Below are 20,592 nucleotides of genomic sequence, written 5' to 3'. Positions count from 1 at the left end.
ATCCCTCCATTCAGTTATGAGTAACGACTGCCCCGGAGCCGCCATACATATCTACCTTTTCATCGAACTCCAGCTTCACTACCGTTGTCAGTTCATGGGTGTCTTCACCCGTCAGGTGAATCCAGGTTGTACCAGGAATTTGAAACCACGGAACCCCGCCGTGAATGTCATACGTCAGTTCTTTGCCTGAATGCAGCACGGATACTTTCCTGATCTCGTTACACAGTCCCTTCACACAAATGCTTTCCTTCGGATCGCCATGCACAAAGAGATAGAGTGTCTTTCCATCTGCCGAGAGCGTGCTTCCATCTCCATAATATCTGCTCATAATTCCGTCTCTTGTCCCGTATACCGCTTCTGCATGTGCTCTAATCCACTCGCCCAGTCCAAGCAGGATGGCTTCCTGCCTCTCATCAATTGTTCCGTCCTCTCTTGGGCCGATATCGAGCAGCATGTTGCCACCCATGGAGATGCAGTCGCAGAACATGCGAACGATTTGAGACAGTGATTTGTATTGCTGATCCGTAGGGACGTAGCCCCATGAGGAATTGATCGTTGTACAAAACTCCCACGGCCCATCTGGTCTCGTAATCGGCAGCCCTTGTTCGGGCGTTTTGTAATCCCCATGTCCCTGCAGGCGTGAATTGATGATGAGATCTGGCTGCATTGATTTCAAATACTGCTTGAATTCCGGCAGGTTCCACTGCTTCTCGCTTCGTTCCCAATCCCCGTCAAACCACAGCAGGTCAACCTTGCCAAATCCGGTGAGTAATTCTTTCAATTGATGGTTGTTAAACTCCAAAAACTTCTGCCATTTGGTTTCATCCTGAACCCCATCCAAGGGATAGGAGAACGGATTGCTAGAACCGGGGTCATCCGGCACCTTGCCACCTTCATATACACTTGGGTAATCCGGGTGGGACCAGTCGATCAACGAGTAGTATAGTCCGAGCCGAAGTCCCTTCGCCGTGATCGCTTCGGCATATTCTTTGACAATGTCACGCGCAGCCCGTGTTTTCTTTACCGTGTTCAAGTCACTGTACTGTGTATCCCACAGAGCAACTCCGTCATGATGCTTGGTTGTCAGCACAGCATACTTGGCACCCGATTTCTCGATCAAATCCGCCCACGCCGCGGCATCGAACTTGGAGGCCGTGAATCCCTCCATTTGCTTCATGTAGTCGTCATAAGTCATGCGTCCATTGTAAAAAGACCACGACTCCGCAACACCGTCCACGGCATAGATTCCATAGTGAATAAAAATCCCTAGCTTCGCATCCTCAAACCATTTCTGCATCATCATCTACACCTTTTTCTCTGCGATATTTGGAAACCGTGTGCACACGTGCGAAAAAGCTATGTCCAAACCGTTTTTTTATTGATATCATTTATAAGAAAAGAAATGGCATTTCTCCATATGGAAAGGAGGCAGCATTTCACTTGCGAATGGACTATTTCAAATCCAAACTGTTCCTGAAATACATTTGGTCCTACCTGTTCATTCTGCTAATTCCTCTCGTATTCATGACCGTATTTCTCTATGAAAACGCAGTTAAAACCCTCCGTACTGAGATTGAAAGCTCGCGTCTGGCCCAGTTATCACAAACCAACGTAACCATTGACAGCCGAATGAAAGAGCTGAGCGAGATTGCTTCCCGCATTTCTTACGATAATCGGCTCTCTTCCTATCGGGTCACCAATACCCAAACCAGCCCGGAAGCCATTCGTGCCTTGGATCAGTACAAAGCCACCAGTTCCATGATTGATGAAATCTATCTTTATTTCCACGATGATACACGTATTTATTCCAGCAAAGGTCTGACCGATTTTGAGGTGTTTGCCGACAATCTCAGCTTCGAGAGATGGGACAAACAATCCCTGTATAACGATCTCAACGAAACGAAGCATCCTACCGTAAGACCTGCCGATGTGGTAACCAAAACTGGTGGAGTACAGGACCGCAAGCTTGCTTACCTTATTCCCATTACTCCCAACAGTCTGAACCCCCACGCCACGGTCATGGTTTTTATCAAGGAATCGCAGATTACGAGCCTGATTGATTCCATACTCGGAAACTATCAAGGCCTGACCTATGTCCTCGATGCTGAGGGTCAGGTACTAACGGCCAACCATCAGGGAGATACCCTAAGTACAGATGCATTGGCTGCCTTGTTTAAAACCATTACTCCAGGAATCCAGGAGCGGACGCTGGACGGCAAAGATCATTCCATCGTATCTGTGCAATCGGAAACCAACGGCTGGACCTACATGACTGTAATGCCAAGCTCCCAGTTCTTCAGCAGTGTACTGGATGTCCGCAGTTTCATGATAATGATCATAGGTATTGTGCTGCTGGTCGGAGTCGCCATTGCTCTCGTTCTCGCCAAGATGCAGTATCAGCCTATCTCAACCCTGGTCGAATTTGCCGCTTCCCGTTTCCCGGAAAAGAAACCTGATGGAGAGTCTCGAAATGGAAATGCCAATGAACTGGAACGGATTCGTTCTGCCTTGCAGAATTACAGCTCCCGCATTGATTTACAGGAACCGTATGCTCGGAACCAGTACTTGTCGACCTTAATTAAGTCTGGAAATCCAGATCCATTATCTTCTGAACTGGTGCAGCTGTTCGACCTGAAACTGAACAAGGATTATTTGTTTGTCATGGTCATTGGCTGGAATGATTCCCAGCATGCCGATATGGAACTCCGCCGCCGCATTGCAAGCAGTCTTGCACAGATTGAATTGCCTGATCTGCTGGCGACCGGTTATGGCGTTGAGCTGCCCCAGCTGGACCGATTCGGTTTAATCATGAGTTTTGATTCAGCTGAAGGAATCGATCTGATAACACGTATAAAACAGATTATGGAGCAGATAAGAGGCTTACTTTTGGAAAAATTGTCCATAACTCCGTTGATTGGTGCCGGAAGTGCCTATTCGCAGCTTCACGAACTGACCCAATCTTACGTTGAAGCCTGTTCTGCTTTTGATTTGCTCGTACCAGGTGAGTATGGATCATCCGCTTTATTTGAAGAAATGTCCAAGACACCGAGCCATTCCTACTGGATTCCGAACCATATGCAGCTGAAGCTGGTTCAAAGTCTGAAACAGGGAAATATCGATATCGCTTCCCAGATGATTCGCTCATCCGTGACCAGTTTGCAGTCTTCGATGCTGCCTGCACTGCTTGTGCGCTGCATCAGCTTCGATCTGCTGAACACGATCCTTAAGACTGCTTCGGAACTTGGAGAACATCAAATGCTGCAGCAGATTGCTCCCAACATGGTTTTTAGCAGCTCGCTGGAAGAGCTTGAATCCGTTCTGCTCTTGCTTGCCTCCCAGTTATGCAATGAGGTGAAAAAGGATACGCAGCAGGAAGAGCAGACATTGATAGACCGCATTATTGAATATATCGATGCCCATTTTACAGATCACAATCTTAGCCTGGATACGCTTGCGTATGAATTTGAAGTTTCACCTTCCCATGTGAGCCGCTCCTTCAAGGAGAAGACCGGAATCAACTTCCTTCAGTACATTTGGCAAAAACGACTCGACAGGGTCTTTCATCAGCTAAAAACAACGGATACCCCTCTGAAAGATCTCATTCAGGAAGTCGGATATCTGGATACACCGAATTTCATCCGTAAATTCAAGAAGGAGACCGGGCTTACACCAGGACAATATCGCAAGCTTCATCGCACTACGGGTAGTGATGCAGGAACTGAATCGGCCAGCTAATAACAGGAAAGCCAACAGACGAACAATCAGGATTGCCGTCGATGTTGGCTTTTTTTCTGTTATTTCAGAGTGGTGCGAACGGAGATTCACATCCGATTACTCGCCTGCGAAATTCCACGTATCATACACTTCCTGATAGATTTCCTGAATCCGGTCTCCACCCATTTTCTTCATCTGTTCAACATAGCCGTCCCAGTTGGACAATGGCTCTTCCCCGGTTACAAACTTCGCTTCCATCTGCTTCACGTACGTATCAAGATCAGATAACAATGCGGAGGCTTCATCCTGCTGTTCGTTGGTCAGATACGCATTCGGAAACGGTGCTTTACCGATCGGTATCAGCTTCTCTTCGTTCTCCTTCGCTATCCACTCGTCAAATTCGGTCGTCAGACCATTCGTCAGCTCCGGTGAGTTATGACCCGGAGTCAGCATGCCGAAGTTTGGCGTAATGGTGCCTCTGTACTCTTCCCGATCACCGCCTCCAGGAACAGGCAGCCATTCTTTTTCATACGTATCTTTGTTGGTATACTTCCACAGCGTGCCTTCAGGACCTTGATTGAAGAGCGTTTGTCCCTCGATGGAATACAAGTAATCGATCCAGCGCATGGTTGCTTCAGGATGCTCATTCATACTTGTGATGGCAAATGTTCCGTTAGCAGAGAGTCCTGGATGCATACCGTAAACAGGCGTTCCTGCAATATCGCTCGCTACGGGTGTCATAAGCGGATTTTTCATTGCCGCATCCGGATCGCCACCCAAAGTAAAGTAGGAGTAATAGTCGTTAAAGAGAGCAATCTGATTGTTTTCCCCTTTAGCTTTTTTCTGCTCAGGGGTTTGCGAGAAGGTTTCGTGATCCAGCAGATCTTCCTTCCACAAACGATTCATAAATTCCAAATATCCCTTGTATCCTTCCTGCATCGGGCTGTAAAACACCTTATCTTGCTTATCTACGTAAACGACAGGGTCATATATGCCCCAGAAGCCCAGAAAATACATGCGCAGATCATCCAGCTTCACGGAGGTCAGTGGAATTTCATCGGCCTTGCCGTTGCCATTCGGATCTTCTGTCTTCACTCGCTTCAGCAGCGCGTACAATTCCTCTGTCGTTTTTGGCAGTTCTTTTACACCAAGCGCTTCCAGCATACTGCCGTTATACCACATGGGGCTGCGATACCAGACGGCGGCACTGTCGATGAATGGCAGGGCGTAAATGTGTCCTTCTGGCGTTGTGAACGATTTGCGAATATCCGGATTCTCATCGAACAATTTTTTAATGTTCGGAGCATATCCCCCATCAATGTAAGGTTCAAGCGGGATAAGTGAGCCTTGGGTGCCATAGGTCACCTGCTCTGCCGGTGTAAGATCGGCTCCGTACAGTACATCAGGCAAATCTCCACTTGCAAAGACAAGGTTCTTCTTGGTTGCAAAGCTGTCAATCGGAGTAAGCTGAAATTCAAACTTGATGTTGGTAAGCTTCTCTGCTTCCTGAATAACAGGCATGGTTTTCCAATCTGCCACGCCTACATCCTGGGACATCATGGTCAATGTGATTGGTTCCTCCACAATAGGAAAGCCCTCTTGCTTCACCCCTGTCTCTTCCGGTGTACCCGGTTCAGCGGTTGAACCGCCATCAGGAGATGCTCCGCATGCCGCAAGCATGCTTGCAGCAAGGATCAGACTTAACAGAACCGTTGATTTCTTGTGAGCTCTCTTCATGACAGCAACTCCCTTTTTGATGATTTATTTGGTATAGATCAGCCCTTGACGGAACCAATCATGACACCCTGAACGAAGTACCGCTGCAAAAACGGATAGATGATAATGACCGGAAGTGTCGATACAATAATGACTGCATAACGGACGAGTGCCGCCACTTCGGCTTTGTTATTCAGTGCCGAGGCCGATGAGCCGTCCATCATGCCGGAGCCTTGAGCTGACATTTCCTGCAGGACAAGAATCTGTCTTAACACGAGCTGAAGCGGATATTTGGCCGAATCATTCAAATAAATCATTGCTGAAAAATAACTGTTCCAGTGACCTACTCCGTAGAAGAGCGCCATAACCGCTATGATCGGCATGGATAATGGCAGTACGATTTTGAAAAACAGCTTAAAATTAGAACAACCGTCCATCTGTGCAGCCTCCTGAAGCTCGCTCGGGATCGTTCCCTGGAAGAAGGTGCGGGAGACGATGATATTCCATACCGAAGCTGTGGAAGGCAAAATCAGTGCCCACATGCTGTTGATCATGCCGAGCTCCTTAATCAGCAGATAACTCGGTACCAGTCCTCCGCCGAAGAACATCGTGAACATAAAGACGCCCATAAAGAACCCCCTGCCGACCAGGTCTCTTCTGCTGAGCGCATAGGCTGCAGGAATGGTGACCGCCAGGTTCACGGCAGTACCGACAACCGTATACAGAATCGTATTTGCGTAGCCTGACCAGATTCGTTGATCCTGAAGCACACGCTCATAACCTTCAAACGTGATATCTTTTGGAAATAGCCACATTGCACCTGAAGCAACTTCCTTCGGATTGCTGATAGAGGCGCTAATCATATATACCAGCGGGTACGCCACAAGAAGGAAAGCAATCGTAACGTAGATGTAGTTCAAGGTTAGAAAAATTTTGTCTTGTCTCGTTTCCTGAATACCGGTTAACATTCAGCCTCCTCCTTTACCACAGACTGTTCTCGCTCGTCTTGCGTACGATTTGGTTGACGGTAACGAGCAAAAACGCATTAATTACAGAGTTAAACAAGCCGACAGCGGTAGAGAAGCTGTACTGGGCATTTTCAAGACCTGAACGGTATACGAAAGTGGATATGACATCGGAAGATTCCATGTTCAGTGGGTTCTGCATCAGAAGGATCTTCTCAAACCCTACCCCCAGCAGACTCCCCATGTTCAGAATGAGCAGGATGGTCATGGTTGGTACCAGCACGGGAATGTTAATGTGCCGGATACGCTGCAGTCGGTTTGCCCCGTCTATAATTGCTGCTTCATGCAAGCCAGGATCCACTCCAGACAACGCAGCAAGGTAAATGATCGTTCCCCAGCCCGCACTTTGCCATACGCCGGAGAGAACGTATACCGTCTTAAACCATGCAGGGCTTGTCAGAAATGAGGGTGCATCTATTCCCATCCATTCCACGAAACGGATCAGGATTCCGGTTGATGGAGAGAGGAAAGCAATCACCATCCCAACCATCACGACAACTGAGATAAAATGAGGTGCATACGTGACGGTTTGGACCAGCTTTTTGAAACGTTTATGCTTCAGTTCATTAAACGCCAGAGCCAGAATAATCGGAATCGGAAACCCGACAGCCAGCTCATACAAACTGATCGCCAGTGTGTTCCACATCAAATCCCAGAAATAATAGGATTCAAAGAACCTTACAAAATGATCAAAACCTACCCAAGGACTCCCAAATACTCCGCGTACCGGATTGTAATTTTTGAACGCAATCTGGATGCCGTACATGGGTCCGTAATGAAAGATGAGAAAATACAGAAATGCGGGTGCAATAAACAAATACAGTTGCCAGTTTCTCCAGACCTTTTGCCATCGCTTTCTACTGATGTTCGGCTTGTATAATGTCTGCTGCCGATTGGCCGTTTCTACTTCCTGCACACAGGATCGCCTCCTTCTGTCGCTTCTCATGTTTGGGTCATACGCTGCAGGAAAACGTTGGAGCATTCATGTTGCATGTTAGTTTTGTTGGCGCAGCTGTAGTTTAACAATAGGGGATCACGCATTTTTTCGTAAATATGTCATTTTGTCAGGCCCAATAAACATTGATACAACAAGGTTTTTTAACGTTTCTCCTCCAGTTTAACAATTCATAAATGTGTTGTTTTCGACCAAAAGAAAGCGATTACAATTGCAAAAGTGGAAAATTACCAATTGAAAATTTCGTGTGTACACGATTTATTTTACTTCACGTTTACTTATTTTCGGTGAATTCACTCTTTTAATGTTATCTTAATTAACAATCCAATAACATGATCCTGCCTTCACTTAGTACTTCTATGATTTCTTCATGGTCAGTATTTATATATGTATCACGTTCTTGTAGGCTGGATCGAAGTATGATCCCAAAAGAAAAGGTCGCCATGAAGGCGACCTTTGATCAAATATGTTTTATTATTCCGCGCTTATGTCCAGTTCCACCAAATCACTAACGTTGAAGACTGTATATTTTAAATCCCGTAAAAACTTGTTTTGTCCATCGTTTTACTGGCATACTCTGTCTTGATTTCATTACGGTAAGATCTTTCAATCTTGCGCACATAGGACAGCCGCTTCACATTTTTCATCGTATCTTCAGCCCGCTCTGCATTAACATACATGACGACATAATGCATACGGCGGGAAATGTAATGAACGGTACCATACTTTTCGAGATTGCGGGCTGCTTTTAGATCACTAACCCAAATAATAAATCCTGTCCTTTCCGCAAACATCATTTTCCCCGCCCTTCTTATAATGGAGACCGGACGCTTCGAGGAGAAGGTCCGGTCTATATGGATTTTAATTCATTCGGAATTCAGTTAACCGCAGCTGCACTTGCCGCCACTTCCACAGCCGCCACCTTTGGGGTTCGGGTCATTGCTCGGAACCTTGATTGTGGTAGAGACTGCATAAGCAATGGTTTCAGACATCTGGTGAAGCATTTCATCGAGTGCTCTCTCCGCCTGCTTAAAGCGAGCTACTGCCTCAATTTGTTCCAGTTCCTGTTCCAGAGCCTTCACCTGGTCTTTTGCAGCATGATAATCCGGGTGGAAGTGTCCAAAACGCTGTGTTTCTTCAAACAGTTCCTTTTTGGCTTCCAGCTTGCGTATTCCCGCTTGAACCTCCGGATTGCTCTCAACTTGCTGCTTCCAATATAAATAATCCGATACTTCGGCAGATTGGTTAATCATGTCGCCCAGTTCATATGCGCCCGTCAACACTTGGGCCATATCGACCGTGTTCAATTCCGCTACGCTCATGAAATTCATCCTATCTATATATAAAGTTCTACGTAAGGTAGACTACTTTATCATAGCATATCCCCCGGTAGTTAAGAAGAGTTTTTCCTGCAAATAGAAAATAGGGGAACATAAGCTCTTCCTGCTTCAGATCTGCTCCGGAACGATTAATCTGATCTTGTCCCAATCCATGGGTGAAATGGTGCACCGTTCTATTGTCCTCTCGTCTGCCCCAGGTACAATCCAGCCTGTCAGCGTCCAATCGTCCTGTCCTTGAATTTGATCCGGAATAATGTATACCTCGGACTGTTCGTTTCTCAGTCCCAGCTTGGTCTGCCATTCTATCGCTTTTGCCGTAATCTGACGTGTCGTGGACATATGATATCGCCGCCAATCGTTATGCCACATGTCGGGAATGGAGCCGAATGCGGGTAAATCATCCGACTGCTCCACTATCGGCTGTCCTTGTGTATACGAAGATGCCCTATCCGGTTCATTTTGAATCAAGCCCTGCCTGCCATGCACATAAAAACTTTCTCGTAGACCGCTAAGCCCAACCCTTGGCTCATGCTTGTGAATCTCAGTACTCTTATCCTCCCCTGACCCCTCGCTGCATATGAAATCGGTCGGCTGTATACTTTGTATTTTCTCTGCATTTCCCCCACGCTGTGCCTTTAATCGCTCCCACTCATTTCCCCACTGTTGAATCGCGTGATACACATGCTCGGGGACTCCCGTGGCAGCATAACGGCGCAGAAATTCCACCACCTTGTCAGACGTAAACCCGCGATGTGACGCATTTACAATTTGTTCTTTGGTCACACGGTAGATGCTCATGCGATCACAGCTCAGCAGTTCGGCGCAGTGCTCTATTTTCCAGCGGACCTGCGGGACTACCTCTGCCGGGACCATAATTTCAAAATCAGGCTGTACAAAGAAAACATTCTTAGCGCTGTCCAGTTCCTGCTGTACTTTCGAGGGCAACAGCTCCTCAGGCTCAACCAACCAGCGAAAAAACAAATCACCCGATGCATTTTCACCACTCTCTCCGTACCCCCATCCAGCCAGTGCGTTTAGCCAGCTCTGGATATATCCAGGAAGCCCGGTATCACTGCCACTGCCCTTGAAATGCGGAATCAGATCTGAAATATTGAACCAGGTTTCCTGTCCTTTACCGAGCAAGACCAGGCGATAGCGAAAATGTTGTTCTGCAGGACTGGTTACACCATATCGTTCCATGCACACCTTGAATATCTCGCGATGCATACACGACCACGGCTGCTCTAACCAGTGACTCAGAGTCTCATCATGTACCCTTATTTTCTCTTGATCCTTATGGAGAAGCCCCAGAGCAAGCAGCAAATCCAGCATAATGGCGACATGAACAGGGTAGATATCCGGATGTTCGTAGTTTAAATTCAATCCGGCAAAGTCATCAGGGCATAAATGAGTCAAAGCGCTCAACCGCTGCAGCATTCTCTTGTGAATCGTACCTTTATTCGTCAATGTAAGCCCTTCTCTTGCGATCCAGGCCAATAGATGAATGATTTCGGCAGCGATATCAGGCCTCGCTTCACGAATAACGTGAATTTGATCACTACTGACCATCTGGGTTCTAGACTCCTTCTGATCCTGTTCATGTATTAAAAATGGATGTTTTCCGACTCTATTTGCGTAGGCTACGGTTAATGCAGGGATATAACGCAGCGGAATGTAGTATAGGTTCTCTCCCCAAGTTTTGCGAACCGCTTCGATCCACCCTTTTTGTCTTAGGCGCATAAAACCCAACCTGGCTTCCGCCCCGCTCAATCCTTCTTCCGCAGACTCAGTGGTGGTCATCATTACTGAAAAGGGTTGACACGCATGTTTGTGAAAAAGAGCACCAAGTACCGAATGTTCTGTGGCTGACAGTTCCATTATTTCATCGATATCCACTGCTTCATGTCCATGCATTACAATGCTCCCGCCTTTCCTTTTCCCACACTAACGATTAATGGTGACTTAAGTATGTTCATGTATTATGGAGTATTCATACCCCTGCTCGACCAAAAACATCTGACGGCGCAATGCAAACTCCTGTTCCTTGCTATCCTCTGATACCAGCGCATAGAAATATGCTCTATTATCACCAGGCTTAGGCCTTAAAATCCTGCCCAGTCGCTGAGCCTCTTCCTGCCTGGAACCATAACTTCCCGATATCTCAAGTGCAACAGCAGCGTCAGGAAGATCGACAGCAAAATTCGCCACCTTGGAAACTACAATGGTTTTAATTTCGCCCCGCCGAAAGGATTCGAACCACTTTACCCTTTCGTGCTGTGACATCGTACCCGAGATCAGCGGAGCGTCAATTTCCCGGGCAATGGTTTCGAGCTGGTCCAGATACTGACCGATCACAAGTGCAGGCAAACCATCATGTTGACGCAGTAATCGTCTGATCACTTGTAGCTTAGCGGGATTTTCCGCTGCAAGACGAAACTGATGTTTTCCTTCTGCCTCCAGATAGGTCGTTTTAAGATCTGTTGAAAAAGGAACACGTATCTCCTGACACTGCACATTGGCAATCCACCCTTGCCGCTCGAGCTCTTTCCACGGCATATCATAGAGTTTAGGACCAATGAGGGAGAATACATCCTGTTCACATCCATCTTCCCTCACCAAGGTTGCCGTCAATCCCAGTCTTCGCGTAGCTTGAATATCCGCAGTTGCCCGGAAGACAGGAGCAGGTAACAAATGCACCTCATCATAAATGATGAGTCCCCATTCCCTCTCACTTAGCAATTTAATGTGAGTAAAATCAGAATCTTTGGATTTTCGATGTGTAAGAATCTGATACGTAGCCACCGTGACAGGCCGAACCTGTTTTTTCTGACCGGAGTACTCCCCGATTTGATCCGAAGTAAGGGTAGTTTTATCCTGTAATTCCTGAATCCACTGCCGCACAGAGGTCGTATTGGAAGTCAGGATGAGGCATTCACATTGAAGACGTTCAAGCACAGCCATGCCAATGACTGTTTTTCCAGCTCCACAAGGCAGCACGAGCAGCCCACTCCCTCCCATGCCCTCACTTCCCTCAAAAGCGTCTACAGCTTCTTTCTGATAAGAACGCAGTTCAAAGGCTTTCTGATCCACATCGGTTTCATGATGTGTATTCTTTTCATTCTTCCAACCAAACGGAAGACGTGTTCCGGGGCGATAGCCTGCATAATCAAGTACAGGGTAGCCCAGACGCGTCAATTCTTGCTTGAGCAAGCCCCGCTGTTCTCCGCGAACGACAAGCTCATCCCGGGCAACACGCTCCATCCGAAAGGCCGCTATGGTTTTAAGCCCACTTAATTCATCAAGCAGTTGTTCACTGTCTCCAACCAGACGCAGGTGCTGGTGATCCTGCTCCCAATGCAGCTTCAATTTTCCGTATTGTTTTACAATTCTCCGAATATCCTGCACAAGTGCTGCGGGTACATTCCAGCGAGAAACGGACTCGAGACTGCTAACAACTTGTTCCGCACTCCATCCGAGTGCTGCAGCATTCCACAGGGATAATGATGTCATGCGATAGGTATGGAATCCCTCCGGCGTCTTTACAAGTTCGGCAAATACGCTTAGTCGTGTCCGTGCCTGCTCGAATCCCGGATGACCCACTTCCAGCAAAATCGTAAAATCCCGTTGAACAATACAAGCATCCGTCTTCTCCATGTCTGCTCCTCCGATCCGGTACCGATTACGTTGTGCTCCAAAATAGATGCTCATGACAAAAAGTTCAGTTCCGGCATACCCAGAAATGAACCTTTACAGCCGACACCTACCCGGTAATTTTGCAAAAAAAGAGCACCCTACTTCTATGAGTAGGATGCCCAACTATACCCAAAACATTCTATTTACCACCCATGTAATCGGTAGCCATGGCAATAAAGAGCTTAACTGCATGCTGCATGGCATCTTCATCAAAATCAAACTTTGGATGATGATGCGGATAGATGGCGTCTTTGTCCGGATTCCCTGCCCCGACAAACATGAAGCAGCCTGGAACCTTCTGCAAATAATAAGCGAAATCTTCTGCTGGCATCAGCATCGGAGACGTGTGCACTTGGTCATCCCCGAACACCTGAACAGCTTTGCGGAAGAAGCGATCCGTTTCTTGCTTATCATTGACAACAGGCGGATAACCCATGATGTAGTTCACTTCCGTCTGTGCCCCGTATGCACCGCCTGTCTGAGAAACGATGCGATGCACACGTTCTTTCATTTCGGCTCTCGTTTCTTCGTCAAACGTCCGGACTGTTCCGCTCATTTTGCAGGACTCGGCAATGACATTCTGGGCAGATCCTGCCTGCATTGTACCAATCGTCAGCACCGCAGGTCGGAGCGGATCCACGGAACGGCTGACCACCGTCTGCAGCTGCATGACAAGTGCAGAGCCTGCAACCAGACTGTCCACGGTCGACTGCGGCATGCCACCATGCCCGCCCTTTCCTTTGATCTCAATGTAAAAGTCGTCAGCAGCCGCCATCAGCGGTCCTTCCTTGCTGGCTGCCACTCCGACCGGAAGAGGCGTCCACAGATGGATGCCATAGATGACATCCACGCCTTCAAGCGCACCATCCGCAATGACTTTCACAGCCCCGCCAGGAAGCAGTTCTTCCGCAGGCTGGAACAAAAAGCGAATCTCGCCTTGGATATCAACCTTGTGCTTGCTGAAATACAATGCCGTTCCAAGTAAAATGGAAACATGACCGTCATGACCGCAGGCATGCATTGCTCCTGCCTTCTGTGAAGCATACTCTACGTCCTTCTCATCCTGGATGGGCAGTGCATCCATATCAGCCCGAAGCATGACGACTGGACCGGGCTTGTCCCCCCGAATCGTACCAATCACACCATGACCACCTACATGACGTTTCACTTCAACACCAAAGCTCTCCAGCATATCCGCTACAAAAGAAGATGTCTTTTCCTCATGAAAGGAAACCTCGGGATTGCGATGAAGATGACGCCGCCATTCCACCATATGGATTTGCAGATCGTCCCACCATATATTATTTGTCATTTTCTCCCCATCCTTTCGATCTTGAACGGAACTTTCATCAAGTCCGAACCATCCTCTTCAAACCTATTGCTGTATATTGTAGCAGAATTGGAAGAAAACCGATACGAAACGCCTTTGGAAAGCTTGCACGGGAAGGGGAAACATACTATCATGAACTAGAGAAATGCACGAGAATTATACTCGGAAGCTATGAGGAGGATCAGACGCTTATGATTTTTGAGAATACAGGCTTGGATGGCTTGAAAAGCGACTTGGCATACCTGGATGAGAGCGCCGAGAAAGTCGGATTTGTCCGGTGGCAATGGGAGTATTACCGTGCTACATATGACTACAAAATCGAAGATGACAACACCAACTCAGAATACTTTGTACGTATTAACACCCGTGTGGTCGATGGCAAACTTGAAAAACCCGATACCGTGCTCTCTGTCGAGGCTGTTTATCTTGGCAAAGCAACCTTTCCGCACGGTCTCGATTATGACTCTACCGTTCCGCAGCCAGTCGTGAAGCTGGCCGCCCAAAAATTGCAGCAGCTCAAAGAACTGCTGGAAGCATAGGCTGGGCCAAACCATGAAACAACAATCGGCCCAAACGAAAACGAAGAGAGGCACGCCGGATTTCCAACTGCTAATCCTCACTTTATTGTTAGTGGGCTTTGGACTGCTGATGGTATTCAGCTCCAGTTCCAGTATTGCAATTGCAAACAGTAGCTTTAACAATGATCCCCTATACTTCACGAAAAAACAACTTATGTGGGCGGTTATCGGTTTAGTTGGTATGTTCTTTGCCATGAACATTCGTTTTAATAAATACAAGAAGCTTTATGCGCCTTTTTTCCTGTTCACCACGGTATTGCTGGTGCTCGTACTTGTTACAGGCGCAATGTTGAACGGTGCACGAAGCTGGATCCGCATCTTTGGCTTTAGTCTTCAGCCTGCGGAGTTCGCCAAAATTGCCATAATCCTATACCTTTCTGCACTGATCACCAAAAAAGGCGAACGCTTCCGGGACCTCAAGACAGGTTATATTCCGGTCCTAGTCATTGTCGGATTCATTGCAGGATTGATTATGCTGCAGCCGGACTTCGGTACCTGCTTCATTCTGGTTTCCACCTGTGGTCTCGTCATCTATGCAGGCGGAGCAAGCATGAAGCATATTATCGGTTCGATCCTGCTAGTTGTACTGGGAGGGGCACTCGCACTCGGCGCGAATGCCCTCTTCTCCTCCATGTCTCCTTCAGACACTGTAGACAGTACTACTGCCGCCTCAGCCGAGCAGAACTACAAGATCGGGCGTATTCAGGCATTCCTTGATCCGTTATCCGACACTAGTGGAGGAAGTCTTAACCTTTTTCGCTCCCTTGTGGCCATCGGTGACGGCGGCATGACCGGTTCGGGTATTGGACAAGGTACGATGAAGCTTCATTATCTGCCAAACGCGTATAATGACTTCATTTTCTCTGTTATTGGGGAAGAGCTTGGTTTCCTGGGGAGTGCGCTATTCCTTTTGGTTTATCTGTACTTTATCTGGCGAGGCATTATCGTCTCGTTGCGCTGTCCTGACCCGTTCGGAACGCTGGTAGGTATCGGAATCATGGGATTGATCGCCATTCAGGCGTTCATCAATATCGGAGGCGTGACCCAGACCATACCGGTGACAGGGGTTACCCTTCCGTTTATCAGTTATGGAGGTACGTCACTCTTTGTGATGATGGTGGCCATGGGTATTCTGCTCAGTATCTCGCGTACGAACAACCAGGACGTCATTAAGGAAGAGAGAACCAAATCCGTAACGGTACAAACGCAAACACGTACTTCTCCCGCTCTTCGTTCACGGGATTCCAAATCCATTCGGCGCATTCGTTAACAGGTGTACCGGAATAAAAAAAGACTTCGCATCCTCGGGATGTGAAGTCTTTTTTGGGTTAACTGGAGCTCAAAGAACATCAACGTTCATCTGCTCCAGTTAAATTGGAGGTTAATACCTTACAGGTCGTCGCCTTTGAAGGATACGCCTTCTACCTTCACGTTCACTTCGACAACGCGCAATCCGGTCATGGTCTCTACCGCTTCTCTCACATTCTGCTGAAGCATACGGGATACTTCATGAATCGGTGTCTCGTACAGGACGATGATGCGCAGGTCAATGGCTGCTTCCAGTTGGCCGACCTCAACGCCTACGCCTTTCTGTACGTTTTTACCGCTGAGACGTTTGGCCCAGCCCTCTGACAATCCTCCAGACATTGCGGCAATCCCGGGTGTCTCCATCGCAGCCATTCCGGCAATTTTCGCCACCACGTCATCGGCAATCCGGATGTTACCGCCTTCTAGTTGAAGTTGTTCTGCCATGCCACATCCTCCTTCACTTCGTTACTCGTATTTTAAATCCTTTCCACCCCAAAAAGCAAATTAAACTCGAAAACATGCGTTTACAACCTACCACCATTTGGTTATATTGAAATATGAAAATAATCTCATAAGGCTTTCATTGTCATTTAAAACAAAATAATTTTAACCGAGGTGTTTGTTGTGAGAAACCGGATTTCATCCATTTTGCTGATTGTCTTCTTTGCCCTCAGCGCCATCGCCCACTATCTGCATTGGAATCCGATCCTGCAGTTTGTGATTTCAGCCATTTCGGTTATTTTTGTGGCCGGTTTTTTAGGGAAAGCCACCGAAAATGTTGCGCATTATGCGGGACAGCGACTTGGCGGATTCTTGAATGCAACGTTCGGTAACGCTGCCGAATTGATCATCGCCATTTTTCTGGTCAAAGAAGGACTATTTGACATGGTAAAAGCCAGCCTCACCGGTTCCATTATCGGAAACCTGCTGCTGGTGCTGGGGCTTAGCATCTTTGCCGGAGGACTCAAGTTCAAAATTCAAAATTACAACGTCTCCCTTGCGGGACTAAACGGCTCCCTGATGATTGTGGCGATCATTGCCCTGTTCATTCCAGCTGTTTTTCTCAACACCCATTCGATTACTCAAAAGGACACAGATACGCTTAGCCTGATTGTCGCAGGGCTGTTGATTATTGCCTATATCGCTTGGCTCTTATTCTCGATGATAACACACAAGAACTATCTCGCAGATGTCACTGTCGATGAAGACGAAGAATTGCCGCATGAACATGCGCCGGCGTGGTCCAAGAAAAAATCGATTCTATACCTGGTTATCGCCACAGTTATGGTAGCCTTTGTCAGTGAATGGCTCGTGGGTACTCTCGAGGTATTTACCGAAGAGTTTGGTCTGAGCGAGCTGTTCGTTGGTGCATTTTTGGTTGCGATTATCGGTAATGCGGCCGAACACAGTGCAGCCATTATGCTTGCCATGAAAAACAAGATCGGTGCCGCTGTAGAGATTGCGGTCGGCAGCAGCTTGCAAATCGCACTTTTTGTTGCACCTGTGCTGATTTTTGTGAGTTACTTTACAGGCAGAACCATGGATATCGTCTTCACAACGATTGAGCTTCTTGCCATTGGTGTATCTGTATTTATCGCCAAGTCGATTACCCAGGATGGTTCAACGAACTGGTATGAGGGATTGCTCCTGCTGGTTGTGTTACATCATTCTGGGTGTGTCCTTCTTCCTGGTGTAACGTTAGAAGCAACATAAATTCAGACATATATAACGAATAACAAAAGCAGTCCGGAAACGAGTTTCCGGACTGCTTTCGTTTATGGTCGCTTACGCTGCGCACTCAATATTTTTACCACGTTAAAACATACAAAAAAAGCATGCAAAATGCCTGCATGCCTTCTATTCTGACCCGCACGATTGCAGGCTATTGCTCATTCTTTTTGTTCAAAGCTTCATATAGAATTGCCAGATTCCGCTCAAGCGCGCTTACCAGCTGCTTACCAGCACCTTCAGGAAGAAGCCCTGCACGAACAGCAAAATCGACTTCCTTGGAGAACCCATACATCTGTGTATCCAATACTTCCTCATAGAGAGGGCAGTAGCGGGTAGCCAGATTCTCCATCTGTACTTCAATAAGCTTCTGTATTTTATCTGCATCTTCTTGAAGAAGACTGATCGCTTTCATGTTCAGCTGGTCCTGCAGATCAGATGAAGTCATGCATTTTTCCCCCCTATGTCCCAAAAATCGCGTAAAGACGTTCTACCTCTAATATTAGACGAAATCAGGAGCTAATACAAGAACCTGACCAAAATAACCACTCAAAACGAAGGCTTGGACAGCACGTATTTTAACTCCTCGGCAACGGACCCAAAGAACCTGTTCATTTGTGTATACGAAAAAGCACCCCCGCCAAGACAGGCGGAGATGCTTCCTGGAATGATTACTCGGATGCGATGCTTACATTCAGGCCATGTTTGGCAAATACTTCTGACATGGCTGCTTTTGCTTCGTCTGCATCTGGTCCATGAACATGAAGTTCATAGCTGTGTGTGCTGATCAGCGTGGTAAACAAACCGAGAATACTTTTCACATCAATATACTTGTTCTCCGAATGAAGCACGATTGAAGAAGTAAACTTGCCTGCTGTTTGAGCAATTTCCACTACAGCCGCGTTATTACTCGACATAGGAATCCCTCCGTCTTTTCACATTTGGTATCATCTATTAATTACCACTACATGATACCGTGAATCCGCTTTCCTAGCAACAGCAAAATCCCGCGGTTACTTCAATTGGTCTGGATTCAGGCATTCCAGCTCTGGAATCACAAAGATGCCGTCTTTGCGAATCAGCACATCGTCAAAATAAATTTCGCCGCCGCCGTAGTCTGGGCGCTGGATGAGCACAAGATCCCAGTGAATGGAGGAACGATTTCCGTTGTCCGTTTCTTCGTATGCCTGCCCAGGAGTAAAGTGCAGACTGCCTGCAATTTTCTCATCAAACAGAATATCCTTCATTGGATGCAGAATATGTGGATTGAAGCCAATCGCGAACTCACCAATATGACGTGCACCGTCATCGGAATTCAGAATCTCATTCAGACGTTCTGTATCGTTACTTGTCGCTTCAACGATCTTGCCATCCTTGAAGGTGAACTTGATGTTTTCAAACGTCACCCCGTTGTACAGGGTTGCTGCATTATAACTGATTGTTCCGTTTACAGAATCACGCACAGGCGCACTGTAAACTTCGCCATCAGGAATATTTTTTTGACCAGAGCATTTCACTGCACCGATATCTTTAATGGAGAAGCTTAGATCTGTTCCTGGTCCTGTAATACGAACTTTGTCCGTGCGGTTCATCAGGTTAGCCAGGGAATCCTGTGCTTTGTCCATTTTGGCATAATCCAGGTTGCACACATCGAAATAGAAATCTTCGAATGCTTCCGTGCTGGTATTCGCAAGCTGCGCCATGCTGGCATTCGGGTAACGAAGCACAACCCATTTCGTATGTTTAACCCGCTGCTCGCTATGTACCGGATGGGAATACAGGGAGTTATACATTTTCATTTTTTCTTCCGGCACGTCGGACAGGTCGTTCACATTTTCGCCTGCACGGATACCAATGTAACAATCCATTTGTTTCATGCGGTTCAGGTCAATTTCTGCCCAGGTTTTCATCATCTCTTCTGTAGCATTTTTCAACATCGCACGTTGTACTGTCTTGTCGGTCAGCTGTACAAAAACATTGCCGCCTTTTTTGCCTACTTCTTCAATAATAGCGTTAATCAGATCACGTTCCGATCCAATCATCTCAACCAGCACGTTCTCGCCAGGCTGTACATCTACAGAGTAGCCAACCAGGTTAGCTGCAAGTTTCTGAATTCGTGGGTCCTTCATCTCGTAAATCCTCCTGTCATCTGCCATTCAAAAATTGAACAACGGTAAATTACGATACTATTGTAGCACGCTACTGCAATCCCGTCAGCAGGAAGACCCCACGTCTAATCATATGTTTTAAAATTAACATCCATGACCAGAGCTTCTTTAGTGCTTTTATTGCTTGCATCTTGGTACGTCACCTGGCTTTCCGAAGAGAGCCGCAGCGGCAAACTGGTCTTCCTATCCACAGTCAGATGATATACCGTTTGTACTTTAGCCTGTTTCATCATTTGCTCCATACTGGCTTCACCCTGCTGCCAAACCTGGCTCAATTCCTTCTTAAGCTTCGCCTTGCTCGTCCCTTTGATATTACTCGCCCTGTGCATATATTCTGCCTTAATCGCGTTCATCTCGTCGTTCAACTGGGTTGTGGCCCAGGCTTTGGCATCTTCAGGTGCCAGTTCAATCCGCAGGATCCTTGTTCTTCGACCAGAACCGTATTCGGATTTTATCGTTTTGTTCATCCGGTCAATATTCTCCAATTGGGCGATGGGGTTGTAACGGGACAGCGAGCCACGGAGTGGTTCTTGCTCTGCGGTCAATGCCTCCCATTGTCCCTTTTTTCGCTGAAAAGAGGCGCTGAATCCACTTGGTTGGGTAGTCAGATTTGCAGAAGCGGCATCCATACCGTCTACCTTACTTGACCCTGCTGCAGTGACAGCTCCAGGGAGTCGGGTCTGCAGCGTTAGCTGATCATGATTTTCCAGCTTTCCTTCAAATTTGAACTGATTTTCAAAAAGTCCGCTGCTCTCTCGTCTTAACCCTGCTTCCCCTACAAAATCTAGCTTCTCCTTACCTGCAATTCCGGATAAGGCCATGGAGAACACCTCTTCTGGAGTACGTTCACGATGTATCAGCCCACAGCCCGGTGCAAAAAGGATAACAACACTCAAAAGCAGCATTAATGTACGCATACCCTGCCTTGTAATCATCTAAAATCCATCCTTCCGTCCAAGGTTCTCCATAGCCTGCCCCTCCTGTATACCCTTATACTTCACATCAACGCAAACTTTGCTGCAAAAGAAAAAAGAGAG

The 20,592-nt window shown here is 47.1% G+C and carries 17 protein-coding genes and 1 pseudogene; 4 read left to right on the top strand and 14 right to left on the bottom strand.

Annotated elements, in window-relative coordinates:
* Positions 1-10: 10 nt before the first annotated feature.
* The gene (locus tag ABIC22_RS18775; protein WP_354483013.1) at positions 11-1,297 is read right to left on the bottom strand and encodes an alpha-L-fucosidase; all 1,287 of its coding nucleotides are present in this window, start codon (positions 1,295-1,297) and stop codon (positions 11-13) included.
* 149 nt (positions 1,298-1,446) lie between these two features.
* On the opposite strand from ABIC22_RS18775, the gene ABIC22_RS18770 reads away from it, so the two are divergent.
* Positions 1,447-3,735, top strand: coding sequence for a helix-turn-helix domain-containing protein (locus tag ABIC22_RS18770; RefSeq protein WP_354486023.1), 2,289 nt, complete (start codon positions 1,447-1,449; stop codon positions 3,733-3,735).
* 96 nt (positions 3,736-3,831) lie between these two features.
* Here the strand turns inward: ABIC22_RS18770 and ABIC22_RS18765 are convergent, their stop codons facing one another.
* From ABIC22_RS18765 to ABIC22_RS18730, 8 genes are all read right to left on the bottom strand, one after another.
* Positions 3,832-5,451 (bottom strand): extracellular solute-binding protein, encoded by a 1,620-nt coding sequence (locus ABIC22_RS18765; protein ID WP_354483012.1) that lies wholly within the window; start codon positions 5,449-5,451, stop codon positions 3,832-3,834.
* Positions 5,452-5,489: 38 nt separating this feature from the next.
* The gene (locus ABIC22_RS18760; protein WP_354483010.1) at positions 5,490-6,398 is read right to left on the bottom strand and encodes a carbohydrate ABC transporter permease; all 909 of its coding nucleotides are present in this window, start codon (positions 6,396-6,398) and stop codon (positions 5,490-5,492) included.
* Between the two features lie 13 nt (positions 6,399-6,411).
* Positions 6,412-7,371, bottom strand: a complete 960-nt coding sequence (locus ABIC22_RS18755; protein ID WP_354483007.1) for an ABC transporter permease — start codon at positions 7,369-7,371, stop codon at positions 6,412-6,414.
* Between the two features lie 569 nt (positions 7,372-7,940).
* Entirely contained in the window at positions 7,941-8,204 is a 264-nt protein-coding gene (locus ABIC22_RS18750) for a YlbG family protein (RefSeq protein ID WP_095290540.1), read from the bottom strand.
* Positions 8,205-8,291: 87 nt separating this feature from the next.
* On the bottom strand, positions 8,292-8,732 hold the full coding sequence (locus ABIC22_RS18745) for a YlbF/YmcA family competence regulator (RefSeq protein ID WP_095290237.1): 441 nt from the start codon (positions 8,730-8,732) through the stop codon (positions 8,292-8,294).
* Between the two features lie 126 nt (positions 8,733-8,858).
* Positions 8,859-10,664 (bottom strand): helicase-associated domain-containing protein, encoded by a 1,806-nt coding sequence (locus tag ABIC22_RS18740; RefSeq protein WP_354483005.1) that lies wholly within the window; start codon positions 10,662-10,664, stop codon positions 8,859-8,861.
* Between the two features lie 48 nt (positions 10,665-10,712).
* Positions 10,713-12,404: a DNA repair helicase XPB gene (locus ABIC22_RS18735; protein WP_354483002.1), complete on the bottom strand. Its 1,692-nt coding sequence runs from the start codon at positions 12,402-12,404 to the stop codon at positions 10,713-10,715.
* Between the two features lie 178 nt (positions 12,405-12,582).
* On the bottom strand, positions 12,583-13,755 hold the full coding sequence (locus tag ABIC22_RS18730) for a M20 metallopeptidase family protein (RefSeq protein ID WP_354482999.1): 1,173 nt from the start codon (positions 13,753-13,755) through the stop codon (positions 12,583-12,585).
* 209 nt (positions 13,756-13,964) lie between these two features.
* Between ABIC22_RS18730 and ABIC22_RS18725 the strand changes: the two genes are divergently transcribed.
* Both ABIC22_RS18725 and ftsW read left to right on the top strand, forming a co-directional pair.
* Entirely contained in the window at positions 13,965-14,312 is a 348-nt protein-coding gene (locus ABIC22_RS18725; protein ID WP_095359371.1) for a YugN family protein, read from the top strand.
* Between the two features lie 13 nt (positions 14,313-14,325).
* Positions 14,326-15,621 (top strand): putative lipid II flippase FtsW, encoded by a 1,296-nt coding sequence (ftsW, locus tag ABIC22_RS18720; RefSeq protein ID WP_354482996.1) that lies wholly within the window; start codon positions 14,326-14,328, stop codon positions 15,619-15,621.
* A 119-nt stretch (positions 15,622-15,740) separates the two neighbouring features.
* Here the strand turns inward: ftsW and ABIC22_RS18715 are convergent, their stop codons facing one another.
* A complete protein-coding gene (locus tag ABIC22_RS18715; protein ID WP_095290227.1) occupies positions 15,741-16,103 on the bottom strand; it encodes an Asp23/Gls24 family envelope stress response protein in 363 nt (120 codons plus the stop codon).
* A gap of 180 nt (positions 16,104-16,283) precedes the next feature.
* On the opposite strand from ABIC22_RS18715, the pseudogene cax reads away from it, so the two are divergent.
* Positions 16,284-17,355: pseudogene (cax, locus tag ABIC22_RS18710) on the top strand (calcium/proton exchanger).
* A gap of 186 nt (positions 17,356-17,541) precedes the next feature.
* Here cax and ABIC22_RS18705 read toward each other — a convergent pair.
* The 4 genes from ABIC22_RS18705 to ABIC22_RS18690 all read right to left on the bottom strand — a co-directional run bounded on the left by ABIC22_RS18705 (position 17,542) and on the right by ABIC22_RS18690 (position 20,490).
* The gene (locus ABIC22_RS18705) at positions 17,542-17,835 is read right to left on the bottom strand and encodes an Fpa/YlaN family protein (RefSeq protein ID WP_095290224.1); all 294 of its coding nucleotides are present in this window, start codon (positions 17,833-17,835) and stop codon (positions 17,542-17,544) included.
* Between the two features lie 223 nt (positions 17,836-18,058).
* The gene (locus tag ABIC22_RS18700; protein ID WP_095290222.1) at positions 18,059-18,304 is read right to left on the bottom strand and encodes an HPr family phosphocarrier protein; all 246 of its coding nucleotides are present in this window, start codon (positions 18,302-18,304) and stop codon (positions 18,059-18,061) included.
* A gap of 96 nt (positions 18,305-18,400) precedes the next feature.
* On the bottom strand, positions 18,401-19,516 hold the full coding sequence (locus tag ABIC22_RS18695) for an aminopeptidase (RefSeq protein WP_095359374.1): 1,116 nt from the start codon (positions 19,514-19,516) through the stop codon (positions 18,401-18,403).
* A 104-nt stretch (positions 19,517-19,620) separates the two neighbouring features.
* Complete coding sequence (locus ABIC22_RS18690; RefSeq protein ID WP_354482992.1) at positions 19,621-20,490, bottom strand: hypothetical protein; 870 nt, start codon at positions 20,488-20,490, stop codon at positions 19,621-19,623.
* Between the last annotated feature and the right edge of the window lie 102 nt (positions 20,491-20,592).

The organism is Paenibacillus sp. PvP094 (assembly GCF_040546835.1).
GTDB classification, from domain to species: Bacteria; Bacillota; Bacilli; order Paenibacillales; family Paenibacillaceae; genus Paenibacillus; species Paenibacillus illinoisensis.
Note: the sequence above shows the minus strand (reverse complement) of the source record. Positions and strands in the feature narration are given on the sequence as shown.